Raw genomic sequence first — 14,576 nt, 5'->3', positions numbered from 1 at the left:
AGCGGGGGTTGGGGTGAGGGTACGGGGCGAAGCCACTCGCGGTAGATGACACGAGGCTTCGCACGTACCCTCGTCCGCCCCTACGGGGCACCTTCTCCCCCCATAAAGGAGGACAATGTCCCGCAGGGAGAAGGAAACGGTACAGCCCGCGCGCGCTCATCACCGATTGCGCTGAAGCATCACCGCTTCGTCGTCCAGCCAATTGCTGCCCTTGTTGGTCAGGAAGACCATGTAGACCACCAACGACACCGCGATCACTGCGGTCGCATAGATCACGAACTCGGTCACATGCCCGGTCTTCAACGAGGCTTGATACAGCAACGGCGCCGTGCCGCCGAAGGCCGAATTCGCCAGCGCATACCCCAGGCCGACGCCCAGCGCGCGCACATGGGTGGGGAACAATTCCGCCTTCACCACCGCATTGATCGAGGTGTAGCCGGTCAGGATCACAAAGCCCACGGTGAGGATCGCAAAGGCGGTCAGCCAGTCGGTCTGCTTGGGCAATTCCATCACCAGGAACCAGGTGTACAGCACACCGCCGATGCCGAAGAACACCAGCAGGGTCTTGCGCCCGACGATGTCCGACAACCAGCCGCCCACCGGCTGCATCAACATCAGCACCGTCAACGCCACCAGGTTGATGATGGTGCCGGCCATGACGTCGCCCCCGGCGAACGCGGTCTGGATCATCTTCGGCCCGGTCACCGAATAGGTGTAGAACGCGATCGTGCCGCCGGCAGTGATCAGGAAGCACAACAGCAACGGACGCCACTGATTGACGAACAACTCGCGCATCGAGCCGGAGGCCTTGGCCTTGCCGGTGCGCGAATCGGCGATGGATTCGGAGCTCAGTGATTCGTCCATCGTGCGGCGCAACCAGAACACCACCAACGCGCCGATGCCGCCCAGACCGAAGGCCACACGCCAGCCCCATTCGGAAATCTGCGGAACCTCGAAAAAGTGCAGCATGATCAACAAGGTGGTCTGCGCCAGCACATGCCCGCCCACCAGCGTCACGTAGTGGAACGAGGACAAGAACCCGCGCCGGCCCGGAATCGCCGCTTCGGACATGTACGTGGCGCTGGTGCCGTATTCGCCACCGGTGGCAAAGCCCTGCAGCAGGCGCGCCAGCAGCAAAATGATCGGCGCAGCAATGCCGATCGTCGTCACGGTGGGCGTGATCGCAATGACGAACGAGCACAGCGCCATCATCGATACCGAAATGGTCAGCGCCAGCCGGCGACCGTAGCGGTCGGCAAAGCGGCCGAAATACCACGCCCCGATCGGGCGCATCAAGAACGTCATCGCAAAGATCGCCCACACGAACATCGTGGCGTTCTTGTCTTCCTTGGAAAAGAACTGCGACTCGAAATAGACCGCAAACACCGAGTAGACGTAGACGTCGTACCACTCGACCAGATTGCCGGCCGAGCCCTTGAGCGTGTTGGACACCGAGCGGCGAAGGCTACCGGGAGCTGCGCCAGAACCGGCGGCGATCGGAGGCGATGGGGGTGCGCTCATGCAGTCAGAACCTCATGGATGGGGCAGCCCCAAAGTATAGGTGCGCGCTTGTGTGACGCATGTAAGCATTTCGGCGCATATACAGACAGCCCGCAGATCCGGCTGCCACGGGCCAGCTTCAGCCCGCTTTGGGCGTTGGCGCCGCAAGCGATTCATGGCACATCCCCGACCGGTCGAAACAGCACGCACGCCGCTTGCCGGAGGCGAGCATGTCGCAGGCAGTGGCAATACGCTTGACCCGTGTGTCGGCCTTCTTGCCCGAGATGACCCAAAAGATCCCGTCGCGCTGCGCCACTGCGGTGAAGGTGTCCCAGGTGGCCCGCGCGTTTGGGTGCGCGGCCAACGCGGCATGCAGATCGTCCGGCAGCACCGGCTCGGGTTCTTCGGCAACCAGCACGATGTCCAGCACCGCCATCTCGCCAGCGACAACCCCGGCCGCACACTGCAGCGCACGATCCACCTTGAGCCAATGCCCATCCTGCCCGTCCGGCTGCAAGGTCGCCCGTAATGGATTACCTACGAAGGCACATGCCACGGTGAGCATGTTGCGAGTAGGCAATGTGTCGCTGCACCGAAAAAACGCCGTCACCCTCGCGGTTGGTCATGGACTGATCGGCGTCCCTCTCGACTTGCAACGACCGCTCACGACAGTTGGAAGAATCAGCCAATTGCACGGGCAGCAACCCACCGGGTCAGACGCTCTTGTGCTAACCGCGCAGCCATTTCATGAACCGACTGGGCGATGGCTTATGAAGCGGCCGCGCCTGTCGCACAAGTCGTTCCTTGTGCGACGCAATTTCTACGGCCTTTTCGTATGCCGCCTGAGTTTTCTCCAGGAAATGATCTGACGTTGGCGATGTTGGCCCTTCGGCGAACTCAAAATGCTCCAGATCTGGTGACGACAGATTTGACCTGTTTTGAAAATAATCCTGCGGTGGTTTTGGCGAGCCTGGAGACGACTTCCAATCTAGCGCAGCGGACGTTGACTCCTCTTGAGACTTCCTAGTTAACTCCTGTAACTGCGCTTGAGAGTTCCTAATGAAATTTTTTAACTCCTCGGAAATTTCCAGCGTCTTGGGAGGCTTACGGAGATCGTTGGTTTGATGATGCTCCAACAAGTAAGCTTCCATCTCCTCCATGAGTTCCAGTTTCTTGTGAAGGTTGCTCTTTCCGGAGCTGCTACCAATCGTGTGATTTTTACGATCTTGACTGACTACCGGGCTATCACCAGAATTTTCTGCGGCACGGAGTTTTTCATAAATCTCAACACCATTTAGCTCATCATTCTCTGAGAATAAATTAAAGATCTCTTGCTTATGGTATTCATCGATTTTCTGCCAGAAAAGGTTTTTTGGATTGGCGTCTTTGGCCCAGGGTATCAAGATCTCACCATTTGGCTTGATGCTGTCGCCCTGTTCTGCCTCGCGCAATTCTTCGTTACTTTCTTCCTCGATGGTCGCAAGTCTTTCTGGCGCAACCGTATTTTCTCTCGGTTCGTCGATCTCTTCGATTTCGCTACGTGTGCTACTGCCGCCAACACCTCGGATATGTGCTTGAACAGATGAAGCAGGCGTGTGTATGCCACCGCTAAAAACAACGAGTGGCGCATCAGCTTCGTGCATTTCTTTTGTTTCTTCGAAAAGCTCTTTCAGCGTTTTTCTTTTTCTCGGCACCTCCGCACCGCTCGCAGGGCGTTGGCCAAGCGTTGCCTGCCTGGTTGGCGCTTGAGCATGCTTTTCGCCGGCCAGGTGAGAGGCATCGACACCAGCTCTGGGGCTGGCTTCAGGCGGCATCCTGTCACCAGACGCGCGGCTACTTGTCCGTGATGTGCTTGCGCCAGCAGAGAAGCAAAATTTCTGAAGTAAGTCCTTCTTGGGCTTTGCATTTGGTCTGTTGGATTTTTTCCGATCAGGCGGCCTGCGCCCAAGCGGACTGTCAGGGTCGGGGGAATGATCGTCCCGCTGCCGCTGCGCATCCACTTTCGCGTCGCATCGGTCTTTGACAGCGGCATGGGGCTGCTGTCTATGGACACTGGGGGTAAATAGTGATTTCAAGGGAGTACCTCATCCGGGTAGGCAACCTGAGTAGCTTCGGTGCCTAGCGAATTCACAAAAGCTGCGAGTGGTTGCTCACGGCAAACGTCTTGAGTGGTTTCATTATTCGTTGGTCTACACGCGAACCGCGTCGTGGTACCTGCGAATGGCGTTTCTGGAAGAATTTTTGGTTTTCATGGCGTCACTTAGCTTGACGGGCTTGTTATTGTTTGCAACCTCTCACGGACCACACCACCCGTTCACGACGAAAGGCGAAACACCAGAGCCTTGCGCGAATAGTTCAGCTGGTACATGCCAACGCGTTAACTCAACCATTATGATTGGTTTATTTTTCGGATCGGGTATTTGCCTGCATGCAGGCGCACCTGATGCATTGAAGTGTGTCGCACTGCCAGCATCCCGACAGATGATTCCGCCGTCCCCAGACGTCTCCGGGCACGTCTGGGGTACAGCACGCCTGCTGTCCTCGGCGATTTCTGGATGTCGACGATTTGGTCATCAAGAATTCCCTCTCATGATGGAATGGCAGTACGCCTCTGCGCCAACGCAGCATGACGTTGAGCAGGGGAACCAGGTCCGATGGACAAATCTGGGCAATAACCGCCTGTCATGCCGAATGCCGACATTGCAGCCAGCCCGAATCACGCTCCTTCACACCCCCCATGCCGCGCGCCTTGCCAGAATGCCGGCCGTTTGTGGCCGTTGATGGCAGGGGAACAGGAGCTGGATGCATGCTATGGATCATCGTGGCCACGGTCGTCATCGCCTTGCTGGTGGGGCTGCTGTTGCTGAACTTCGCCACGCCTGAGAAGAAGCTCGCGCACATCCCGAGCCATTGCTACGACGTCTCCGACCCGCAGTTCAAGCGCGAGATGTCGGTGTTGCTGGGCCCGACCATCCTGCCCGGCAACAAGATCGAGGTGCTGCAGAACGGGCGCGAGATCTTCCCGGCGATGCTGGCGGCCATCCGTGGCGCGCAGCGCACCATCACCTTCGAGACCTATATTTATTGGTCCGGCGAGATTGGCCGCGAGTTCAGTGAGGCGCTGTCCGAGCGTGCGCGTGCGGGCATCAAGGTGCGCGTCACCATCGACTGGGGCGGCAGCCTGAAGATGGACCCGGCGCTGGTCGAGGCCATGACCGAGGCCGGCGTGGAGGTGCATCGCTACCGTCCGCTGACCTGGTACAACCTGCACCGCGTCAACAACCGCACCCACCGCAAGCTGCTGGTGATCGATGGCCGCATCGGGTTCACCGGCGGCGTGGGCGTGGCCGACCAGTGGATGGGCGATGCGCAGGACCCGGAGCATTGGCGCGATTCGCATTACCGCATCGAAGGCCCGGTGGTGGCGCAGGTGCAGGCCGCCTTCAACGACAACTGGATCAAGACCACCGGCCGCGTGCTCAACGGCGCCGAGTACTACCCGGAACTGGCCCCGGCCGGCGACAGCGACGCACAGCTGTTCGTGGCCTCGCCCTCGGGCGGCAGCGAAAGCATGCACCTGATGTATCTGATCGCCATTGCCGCCGCGCGGACCTCCATCGACCTGGCGGCTGCGTATTTCGTGCCCGATGCGCTGATCACCCGTTCGCTGCTGGAGGCGCGCAGCCGCGGCGTACGCATCCGCGTGCTGCTACCCGGCAAGCACATCGATGCGATCTCGGTGCGGCTGGCCTCCAAGGCCAGCTGGGAGCCGCTGTTGCAGGCCGGTATCGACATCCACGAATACACGCCCACCATGTTGCATACCAAGCTGCTGATCATCGATGGCCTGCTGGTGTCGGTGGGCTCCACCAACTTCGACATCCGCTCGTTCCGGCTCAACGACGAAGCCAGTTTGAATGTCTACGACAGCGCGCTGGCCGCACAGATGACCGAAGTGTTCGAGCGCGATCTGCAACGCGCCGAACTGTATACGCTGGAACGCTGGCGCAAGCGGCCGCTGCGGCAGAAGCTGGGCGAGAAACTGGTGCTTCCATTCCGGTCGCAGGTATAGAGCGCTAACGCATCGGCGTGCGCTGCGCGTGTCATGCCTGCAGCCGCAGCTGGCGCAGGCGCCACCACAGCCCGCCCACGTGCACCAGCGAATACAGCACCAGTGCCGCCGCGATGCCCAGGGTCAGCGGGCTGGCCTGCGACCCGGCAGCCGCCGCGCCCGCATTGGACGCGCCATCGGCCCAGCGCCAGGCCAGACGCCCCAGTAGCACCAGCATCAATCCGCCACCGATCCACGGATTGGGCGTATACCAGCCGCGCCCTTCCACCCATTCGGCATGCGTATAGCGCAGCGACACTGCGCCCAGCCCGACGCCGACCAGCGTGCCCACGGCAATACCCTCCCGCACCTGCGGCAAGCCGTACACCGCATACGCCAGCGCCGCTGCCGCGATGACCAGCACCACGCTGCGCAACGCCGTGCTCGCCGGCTTCCACTGCTGGCGGCCGAAGCTGCGCCGGATGCGCCGGTAGTAGAGGTAGCCGATGGCGGCCATCGAGAGGTACGGCGTCAGTGGTGCGATGGCAGCTGCGGGCATGGCGGTTCCTTTGCGGGGTGAGCTGAAGCGACCGACGCAGAATGAAACCAGCCACCGACGCGAACAAGGTGCCAAGTGTCACTTTCTGCAGGCGGCAGCGTGGCGGTCGGTCCCCGCAACCGACCATCCGGCAAAGCACTACGCAACCGAGACCACCACCGCGCAGGCGCTTGCCGCCCCGGCCGGTGAACGCCGCGAACGCGCACCAGCCGCTGCCACACGCGAACCAGAGCAGCACAGGTAGACTTGTCGGCAGAACTCCCCACCGCCGTGCCATGTCCGCCATCAAGCAAGACGCACATACGCTGATCGACACGCTGCCCGATGCTGCCGGATGGGACGACGTGATCCGCGTCGTGGCCGCTGCCAGCTTCCAGGCCGCGGTGCAGGACGGCATTGCCGCTGCAGAGCATGGCGCGTTTACCGCTCCGGCACAGGTGAGCGCACTGTTCGCCAGATGGGGCGTTGATGTTACGGCGTGACTGGACCGTCCCGGCCGTCACGCAGCTTGCCCACGCCCAGGATCACTACCACGCGCTCAACCCGACCGCCGCCGCAGCGATGGCGCGGCAGGTGCTGGAAGCCACCCGCACGCTGGCCGAGCAGCCCGGACGCGGGCGCGCCGGCCGCGTCGCCGGCACCCGCGAGTGGGTGGTCAAGCAAACCCCGTACGTGCTGGTCTACCGCGTGCGCGACGACGCGCTGCAGGTGCTGCATGTCCATCTCGATGCCAGCGACTGGCTACCACGGACCGAACCGCTGATCGAACGCATCGAACCGTGGATTGCCGCGCTGATCAGCGCGCTGTTGCACGTGCTGATGCTGCTGATCCTGCTGTCGGCCTCCACCCCCACCATGACCCCGCCGCAAGGCTCGGCCAGCGGTGGCCGCACCAAGGTGGATTTTGTCGGCGACACCTCCCAACCCGATCAGCCCACGCCCTCCCCGACGCCGACCCCTCCGTCGCAAAAACCCGCGCCCGTGCAGCCGCCGCCGGCCGCCTCGCCGGTGCAATCGACGCTGGTCAAGACCGCCAAGAACCCGATCCCGCCGGCAGGCAACACCCGCCGCGGCGGCCTGGTCGAGCAGCGCCAGACCCAACCGGTGCAGCGCCCCACCCCACCGCAACCGCCGGCCGAACCGTCGTCGCCGCCGCAGCGCCGCCCCGAAACCTGGACCGGCCGCCCGCCGGGCATGCTCGAAGAGCAAGCCGACGCCGCCGAAGACGGTATGTCCAACACGCCCACCATCAGCGAAGGCCGCCGCCGCGATCGCAACAACGCCCAACCCAGCCTGGATATCGGCGGCTACCAGGTCTATTACGAAGTACGCAGCGAAACCCAGCTACGCAACTGGCGCGACCAGGGCATGAAGGAAGTGGCCATCATCCTGCCTGGCACCCAATACCGCATGGTCTGCCCACTGGAAGTGGCCCTCAAGCGCGGCTCCAGCAAATGCCGCCTGCTGCCGCCGGATTCCCCGGAGCTGAAAGACATCGGCGATGCCCGCGAGGTCATCAACATGATGGAGGTCTACAAGCAGGGCGAGCCGGTGTGGCGCGGGCCAGGGCCGTATCGGTGAGATTGAGTTGTACTGCTGGACCTAGCTAAAAACTCAAGCCAAGGTGCGCGTGACTGGATCCACCGTTTGAGCAAGATTTTCTGGAATTACCACATACAGATGAGGTCATCTGTGCCAACGGTCAAGCAGGCCTCGCAGCTGACCTGGACCGAAAGCTCTTGAAGTCCCGCAAGTCTTGGCGCCTTATGCACGCCCGACAATAAAACCACACATAAATCTGATTTCAGACTAGCCTAGCTGAATTCGCGCAGTTGAATAATTTTCTTGATTTCAACTGTTCTCTTTGCTCAATGGAGAATCAGCGTCCAACGTTGCAAATTCTTTCACCTCAACCTCATTAGTCGCCCCTGAAAAACCCCCAAACCACATCCATTGCAGGGCGTCTCCCGCGTTTTCGGCGTGCTGGAACTGTCAGTTTTCGTTAATGTACGCACTGGTTTCTGGCAGTTTTCGCCCATGCGCACACGCCGTCCCGCTGCCGAGCACTTACCTGCCGATGAGTTGTTTCGTTCGCGTCTGGAAAACCAGATCGACCTGCGCCATCCACTGGTTCAACTAAGCCATCGGCTGCCGTGGAGTGCGTTGGAGCAGGCGCTATCGCTACATCACGCTATCCCACCATGTATGTCACCCATGGCTTCGGCGGCAACTACAACCGCTTTGCCGGCAGCATCGCGTCCACCTGGGCCGCGATGGCCGCCAAGCAGATGCCGCCGATGATCTGGGTGTTCCTGGACCAGTCCACGCCCACCGGCACCCGCGAGTTCGCCGACTCGGTCAACAACGGCCCCTGGGGCACCGCACTGACCGAAGAACTGATCCCCGCGCTGGAACGCCAGTACAAGATGGACGGCAAGGCCAAGGGCCGGTTCTTGAACGGGCATTCGTCCGGTGGCTGGGCCACGCTATGACTGCGCAGACGCGCTACCCCAAACTGTTCGGCGGCACCTGGTCCACCTCGCCCGATTCGAGCGATTTCCACGACTTCACCGGGCCGGATCTGTATGCGCCCAACGCCAACATGTACCGGCACGCCGACGGCAGCAAGGTGCCGTTGATCCGCGACCAGGGCAAGGTGGTGGCCGATCTGGAAACCTTTGCCAAGCTCGAACGCGTGCTGGGCCAATACGGCGGCCAGTTCACTTCGTTCGACTGAGTGTTCTCCCCGCGCGGGCCAGACGGCCGGCCGCTGCCGATGTTCGACCGCGACACCGGCACCGTCGACCCGGCCGTGGTGGCTTACTGGCGCACCCACTACGACATCGCCGCGCGCTTGGCGGCGCAATGCCCACGCTCAAGCCGGATCTGGACGGCAAGATCCACTTGATCGTCGGCACCGCCGACACGTTCTACCTGGATGGCGCGGCGCGCAAGTTCCAGGCGGTGCTGGACGGCCTGGGCGCCAAGAGCGACTTCCGCTACCTGGAAGGCCGCACCCACTTCGACCTATACAAGGAGGGCGACGACAGCAACGCCCTGATGAAGAAGATCGCCTGGGAGATGTACGCGGTGGCGCGACCGAAGCAGTAAGCGCGCCGATGCACGGCCGGCGCTGCCGACGGGCGCGCCGGCCGCACGCGCGTCAAACGCGACGGGCGCCGGGACCGCGCTTCAGGCCGAGCGCTTCGGCAGCTCCCACTCCAGCTGCTGCCTGAGCACCAGCAGCAGCACCTGCAGGCGGCCGCTGCGCACCAGGGCGGCCGGCGTCTGCCCGTCCAATGCGTTCATGGGCTTGCGGAACCAGCCGATCAGCGCCTCAGTGTTGCCGCCGTTCAAGGCCCAGGCGTGGCAGACAATCTCGCCCAGGGCCTGGATGCCGGCGCTGCCCAGCAGCTTGATGTGCTCCGGTGTGAAGGCGAACAGCGACAGCACCAGCTCGGCGTCGGCGGCCTTGCCGTGGTCGACCTCCATCTGCTGGCTATGCGCGGTGCTGTAGATGGACGCCTGCGCACGGAAGTCTTCGGCACGCCGCATGCCGGTGAGCAGTGATGCAATGAGGTCGGCGCGTTCCATGGGGCAATCCAGCGGTGTGATTGCGCGCACGCTATCGGTGTCACCACTGCGGCTCAATCGGGAGTCTCCTGACACGCGATCCCAGCGTCAGCAACCGTTGCGTTACCCAGCGGCCGGCCGCTGCGGCGTTGATGCCCTGGGCGGCGGCGGGCTGGTTGCGGCGTGCATGCACCCGCGGCCAGGCGGCGCCGGCCTTCGCCGTGTTTAACGCGGGGGTTGCTAGGCTCCGGGCGCGTCACTGGCAGCAGCCTGCAAGTCAACGGGCTGCAGTATTGGAGTGTCACCTCATGAGGAGTTGTCAGATGCCCTGGAAATCCGCGCTCGCCGTACTTGCCCTGTCCACCGCCGCACTGCCGGCGCTGGCCCAATCCGACCGACAGGTGGCCGAAGACATGATCACCCGCTCGGCCAATGTCTGCCCCGGCCACAGCACCGAACGCACCAGCCCCACCGTCAAGGCCGTGCCCGTGGGCGCGCTGCGGGTGATGCTGGAACGCGGCCTGGTCATGTGTCCGGACCGCCGCCTGGATGCCGCTGCGCCGGCGGTGTTCTACGGCCGCCTGGGCGTGTTCGCCTGGAACCCGGACGTGCCGGCCGCCAAGACCGTGATCGTCCAACGAATCGGCACGATGACCCGCAAGGACGACTACCCCGTCGAAACGCTGGTGTGGGATGCGAAGGGCACCGCGCTCAAACAGCAAACCGTGCCGATGTTCGAACCCAGGCCGGGTGCGGCGGTGTTGTACAGGGTGCGTTGAGGTTGATGCGATTGCACGCGGCGCCCGGTCAGACCCTGGCGCCGCGCTGCCCGCTCGCTTCGGCCGCATCGTCCGGACCATCGCCACCGAGCCGCTGCTCGTAAATCTCGTCGACCACACCGCGCACCGCGCGGGCGGCATTGAAGATGCTCTCGCCCAGAACCGACAGACTGGTGGCATCCAGCGGCTTGCCGCTGCACACCGCAACCATGTCGCTCTGCGCAGTGATCGTGCGCAGCAGCGTGTGGAACTGGTCGATCTGCTGCAGGGTGACGCCGAAGGTGAAGGGCTCTTCGGACGTTTGTATCCTGGCCGCTAGCCGAGCGCGCTGCCGGGTATTGGTCGTAATGGCTTTCGAAGTGGTCATGGCGTCCGTCCTCGACGTGAGCGGACGGGATGTCCGCAAGGCCACCGTAGCGCGCTTCTTCGGATATCTGAAAACCAGATATTTCGTCTGATTTTTCAGCGAAGCACAGGCTCGCGTCTCAAGCCAATTTTGTCGGTCCGACCGTCGCGGTGAAGCGCCGAGGATCACCGGTCATCGGATCATCGAATGCAAGCGTATGTGCGAAAAGTTGCAGCGGCCGCTCCGGATCATCGGGCCGCTGATCTTCCAGCTCTGGATAGAAGCGGTCATGCAGGATCGGTGCGCCCAGCGCGGCCATGTGCACGCGCAACTGGTGCTTGCGCCCGGTGACTGGCTCCAGCCGATACGTCCATGCGTGCTCGCCGCGCGCGACCACGTCGATCACTGTTTCGCTATTCGGCTCGCCCACGCCCTCGCGCATGCGGAAGAACGGCTCGCCCGGCTCCAGCCGGCTGCGATGCACATACGGAAACATCAGCCCCGGCAGCGGCGGTGCGATCGCAAGATAGTGCTTGCGGATGCGTTGTTCGCAGAACAGCGCCTGGTAGATGCCGCGTGTTGCCGGGTTGGCGGAAAACAGCACCAGCCCTGCGGTATCGCGGTCGATGCGGTGCAGCGGCACCAATGCAGGGTTATCCAAGCGCCGCACCAACCGCGTCAGCAATGTCTCGCGCACATAAGCGCCCGCGGGCACCACCGGCAGAAAGTGCGGCTTGCAGGCAACGACCACGTGCGCGTCGGCGTGCACCACGGTCTCGGCAAACGGAATGACCGGCTCGTCCACCACCTCGCGGAAGTACAAAATCTCCGCGCCCAGGCGATACGGTGCGGAGGCATCGAGCGCGCGGCCTTCGGCATCCAGCACACGCCCGCGCGCGAAGCGGTCCCGCCAGGTGGCAGCATCCACACCCGCAAAGCACGCGCACAGCGCTTCCAACACCGTGGACCAGGGGCCGGGTGGCAGCTGGAACTGGCTGGCGGGGATGCCATCGAGGATCGGGCGTGCCGGAAGCATGGCCACAACAAGGCGCGCTCATATGAACAGGGCTGGCATCGTACCTTGCCCGCGTTTGCCGTTTCCTCCTCATCTCTGCAAAGTGAACAGAAACGCCTCGGCGGCAACAGGTCTGACAGGCGATACGCATGACGCCACGTTAGGCAATGCTGCAGCTCTATCCCAAGGAGATGTGAATGCGCCTGCTTCCAGACACCAACCTGTGATCGGCGCGCGGAAAAGCGTCATTTTTCCCAGTAGTGCCTTTTGCCAATGGCCTAACTGCGATTTCTTGGACCGTCAACAAATTCAAAATTGCTACTTACAGTAAAGTCGCTGTGTCCTACGCCGACTCGCCGATAGCGCAGATCAAGGAAGCGTTCAATGACAGCTCAAATAAAGTTCAACAAGAAGATCATGCGTTGCATGTCACTCACCGTAGTGGCGCTGAGTGCAGCATGCTCGAATGCTTCGCCACCGGCTGGTGCGACGGTCGGTAACTTTGCAAACAAGTGGGCATACGCCACCGCCTGCGGTTCTGGCCACTTTCTGAGCGTTGACCTCCATCAGCAGAAGAGCCATGTCACGGGAGAGTGGAGCGAAGGAACCAACGCGCGTGGGGGTGGCGGAAAATTGGAAGGGGAAGTGCGTAGCGGAAAGCTCTACGTTCGCTACTGCAGCGATGATGGCGAGGCAGGCTATGAGGCATGTCCCAACTTTTCGGGGGAAGAAGATTACTTCGTTCTTGAAAAGCGGGCCTTGGTTCGCTACCAGAAGTTCGGCGATGCATATAAGCGAGATATCGCCTTGCACCCTGATATCAAGGGCAAGCAGATTCCATCCGAAACCTGTGCAGACACGGAAAGCGACTCATGAGCAGGCTGACAGATCAGGAGTTGCGGGCCACGCTGTACTTTGCCGTCGGCGTGTCATCCGAAAGCGGCTATGCCGCTTATCAATTGGAGGTCGCTGGCGACAATCTCAGGACACCGTTGCTAGAGCCGGCCGACAACAGTGGCTACACGATCGGCACCATCCAAACTGACTTGGGACAGCACTATCAGCCGAACATGCCTAACGGGGAGAATGTTCCAAGGGACCTCGTGAATGCCTATCAACAATGGGCGCATGGGCAGCAGCAAGATCTTGTTCTCAGCCAACAGCAGGTTGATCAGACAGTCGCCGATCTTGGCCGTAACGGCCGCGCTATCCGCGTCGATGCCGGTCGGCCGCTCGATGCTGAAGTGAAATCCAAGCTGGACGCATTCCTTTCTTCTAACGAGGGCATCAGCTGGGTACATCAACGCGATGTGGCGCAAATCGACAAGTTGATGGATCGCGCTATCGCGCCCTTGCAGCGGAGTGAGCTCTACCAGAATGCGTCTCTGGACGACCAAGTTAGGTTGGCGACGATGGTTGGGAAGGCCTACAATCAGAACGAAACGCGTACCGCGCCGATGATCCGCGACATCGAGGCAAATCAGTACCATTCGCTCACGGATGTGAGTGCCGCCATTGATGATCTGAATCCAAGGGCGACTGGACGTGGCGACTATCTGGAAGCTGGGCGAGACAAAGCGCTGGAGGGCGCCGAGGTGGTAAATGCATTGCGCAATGCGGATTCACGTAGCCCGCTTGCAACAGCATGGACCAATGTGGCCGCCAGCCCGCTTGTGGATCCGACAACACTCAATGCGCCGCAGGCAGGCCAAAACTTGGCGCACGAATACCATGCGGTGAAAAACCTGTTTCTGCACTACAACCGTGCAGAGGAATTCGTGAGCGCGCTGGATCGTGGCGCTACCTATCAAAATGCTTCAACGGACCGGGCAGACCCAACGCGATTCAATGGTGCCGGCTTTTATGCTGCCGGTAACGACTTGGTGACCTGGGACAAGACAGGTCAGGGTCACGCATTCTTGAATGGTGCTTGGAGCGGTGTTGAGCGGCAGAATCTTGCGCGTGTGCGTAACGATGACGGAACCACAGATCTGAACATCAACGAAAATGGTCAGGCGCGTAGATTGCTGCATGTCGATCCACATGCAAATCCATTGCGCGGATCGGAAGAACCAGCGCAGCCAACGCTGCATGATCAACCGCCCGTGGTGCCTAGGCATGGTTCCTTGCTTCCATCACAGGACCCGCTCCATCGCCAAGCCGAAGATGCCGTTCGCCGCCTTGAGCAAGGCCTCGGCCGTGAGTACGACGACAACAGCGCACGGCTGGCAGCAAGTAGCGCGTACTTAGCTAAAGAGAATGGGCTGACAAGAATCGATCATGTCGTGTTGAGCGAGAACTCTAAGTCTGTGCGACAAGGCGAGAACCTGTTCGTTGTAGAGGGGGCGTTGAACGATCCCGCACACAAGATGGCGCACATGAAGACCAACGACGCCATTGCACAGCCGGTTGAACAGTCTCTGGCGCAATTGCAGTCCTTAGGTGAGACGCAGCGGCAGCAACAGTCCCAGCAACAAGAGCAGCAGCGCGAACAATCGATCACTCCGCCGCCCCGGATGGTATGAGAGGGCACGAAATAGCTTTGGCCCTGAGGTTTCGCGAGGGCATTAATACTCCGACGCACGCGGGCGCGCTGATGGACGCATAAGCGGCCTCAAGCGGTGGAGCGAGAATTTGGTTTCTCACTTTCGAGCGCGTGTGGCTGATGTCTGGTGGAAGATTGCTCGCAACGGCGCAGATGCTCTGCTGACAAAACCTGTTGCAGCGGCTATGGTCGAAGCTGGGACGGGGGT

General features: G+C 61.5%; 11 protein-coding genes and 4 pseudogenes. 8 read left to right on the top strand and 7 right to left on the bottom strand.

The genetic code is table 11. The annotated features are described in order from the left end of the window. Positions 1-159: 159 nt before the first annotated feature. From A7D16_RS08135 to A7D16_RS21415, 3 genes and pseudogenes are all read right to left on the bottom strand, one after another. A complete protein-coding gene (locus A7D16_RS08135; RefSeq protein ID WP_064631536.1) occupies positions 160-1,521 on the bottom strand; it encodes an MFS transporter in 1,362 nt (453 codons plus the stop codon). Between the two features lie 118 nt (positions 1,522-1,639). Continuing rightward, positions 1,640-2,089, bottom strand: a pseudogene (locus A7D16_RS08130) (YdeI/OmpD-associated family protein); the annotation flags it as partial. A 139-nt stretch (positions 2,090-2,228) separates the two neighbouring features. Continuing rightward, the gene (locus A7D16_RS21415; protein ID WP_239686964.1) at positions 2,229-3,575 is read right to left on the bottom strand and encodes a hypothetical protein; all 1,347 of its coding nucleotides are present in this window, start codon (positions 3,573-3,575) and stop codon (positions 2,229-2,231) included. Positions 3,576-4,306: 731 nt separating this feature from the next. Here A7D16_RS21415 and A7D16_RS08120 point away from each other — a divergent pair. After that, positions 4,307-5,572 (top strand): phospholipase D-like domain-containing protein, encoded by a 1,266-nt coding sequence (locus A7D16_RS08120; protein WP_064631532.1) that lies wholly within the window; start codon positions 4,307-4,309, stop codon positions 5,570-5,572. Between the two features lie 31 nt (positions 5,573-5,603). Here the strand turns inward: A7D16_RS08120 and A7D16_RS08115 are convergent, their stop codons facing one another. Then, a complete protein-coding gene (locus A7D16_RS08115) occupies positions 5,604-6,110 on the bottom strand; it encodes a hypothetical protein (RefSeq protein ID WP_064631531.1) in 507 nt (168 codons plus the stop codon). A 275-nt stretch (positions 6,111-6,385) separates the two neighbouring features. On the opposite strand from A7D16_RS08115, the gene A7D16_RS08110 reads away from it, so the two are divergent. The 4 genes and pseudogenes from A7D16_RS08110 to A7D16_RS08100 all read left to right on the top strand — a co-directional run. After that, positions 6,386-6,592: a hypothetical protein gene (locus A7D16_RS08110; protein WP_064631528.1), complete on the top strand. Its 207-nt coding sequence runs from the start codon at positions 6,386-6,388 to the stop codon at positions 6,590-6,592. Next, positions 6,579-7,691 (top strand): type II toxin-antitoxin system RelE/ParE family toxin, encoded by a 1,113-nt coding sequence (locus tag A7D16_RS08105; protein WP_064631526.1) that lies wholly within the window; start codon positions 6,579-6,581, stop codon positions 7,689-7,691. The genes A7D16_RS08110 and A7D16_RS08105 overlap by 14 nt, the downstream gene beginning before the upstream one ends. A gap of 456 nt (positions 7,692-8,147) precedes the next feature. Continuing rightward, positions 8,148-8,291 (top strand): annotated as a pseudogene (locus A7D16_RS22435) (IS5/IS1182 family transposase); the annotation flags it as partial. Continuing rightward, positions 8,291-9,221: pseudogene (locus A7D16_RS08100) on the top strand (alpha/beta hydrolase-fold protein); the annotation flags it as partial. The pseudogenes A7D16_RS22435 and A7D16_RS08100, both read left to right, overlap by 1 nt. Before the next feature lie 81 nt (positions 9,222-9,302). On the opposite strand, the gene A7D16_RS08095 reads toward A7D16_RS08100, so the two are convergent. Beyond that, positions 9,303-9,704 carry an antitoxin Xre/MbcA/ParS toxin-binding domain-containing protein gene (locus tag A7D16_RS08095; RefSeq protein WP_064631524.1) on the bottom strand — a complete coding sequence of 134 codons (402 nt, stop codon included), beginning with the start codon at positions 9,702-9,704 and terminating at the stop codon, positions 9,303-9,305. Positions 9,705-10,006: 302 nt separating this feature from the next. On the opposite strand from A7D16_RS08095, the gene A7D16_RS08090 reads away from it, so the two are divergent. Beyond that, positions 10,007-10,462: a hypothetical protein gene (locus tag A7D16_RS08090; RefSeq protein ID WP_064631522.1), complete on the top strand. Its 456-nt coding sequence runs from the start codon at positions 10,007-10,009 to the stop codon at positions 10,460-10,462. A gap of 28 nt (positions 10,463-10,490) precedes the next feature. Here A7D16_RS08090 and A7D16_RS08085 read toward each other — a convergent pair whose 3' ends face one another. Continuing rightward, positions 10,491-10,829 carry a hypothetical protein gene (locus A7D16_RS08085; protein WP_064631520.1) on the bottom strand — a complete coding sequence of 113 codons (339 nt, stop codon included), beginning with the start codon at positions 10,827-10,829 and terminating at the stop codon, positions 10,491-10,493. A 118-nt stretch (positions 10,830-10,947) separates the two neighbouring features. Further along, the gene (locus A7D16_RS08080) at positions 10,948-11,844 is read right to left on the bottom strand and encodes a pseudouridine synthase (protein WP_064631518.1); all 897 of its coding nucleotides are present in this window, start codon (positions 11,842-11,844) and stop codon (positions 10,948-10,950) included. A gap of 363 nt (positions 11,845-12,207) precedes the next feature. Between A7D16_RS08080 and A7D16_RS08075 the strand changes: the two genes are divergently transcribed. Together A7D16_RS08075 and A7D16_RS24450 are read left to right on the top strand one after the other, a co-directional pair. Beyond that, positions 12,208-12,699, top strand: coding sequence for a hypothetical protein (locus tag A7D16_RS08075; protein WP_064631516.1), 492 nt, complete (start codon positions 12,208-12,210; stop codon positions 12,697-12,699). Between the two features lie 1,256 nt (positions 12,700-13,955). Then, a pseudogene (locus tag A7D16_RS24450) lies at positions 13,956-14,348 on the top strand (XVIPCD domain-containing protein); the annotation flags it as partial. Between the last annotated feature and the right edge of the window lie 228 nt (positions 14,349-14,576).

The sequence above is a fragment of the Xanthomonas nasturtii genome (genome assembly GCF_001660815.1).
GTDB lineage: Bacteria > Pseudomonadota > Gammaproteobacteria > Xanthomonadales > Xanthomonadaceae > Xanthomonas > Xanthomonas nasturtii.
The sequence above is the reverse complement of the archived record's forward strand: the minus strand, read 5'-3'. Positions and strand labels throughout refer to the sequence as shown.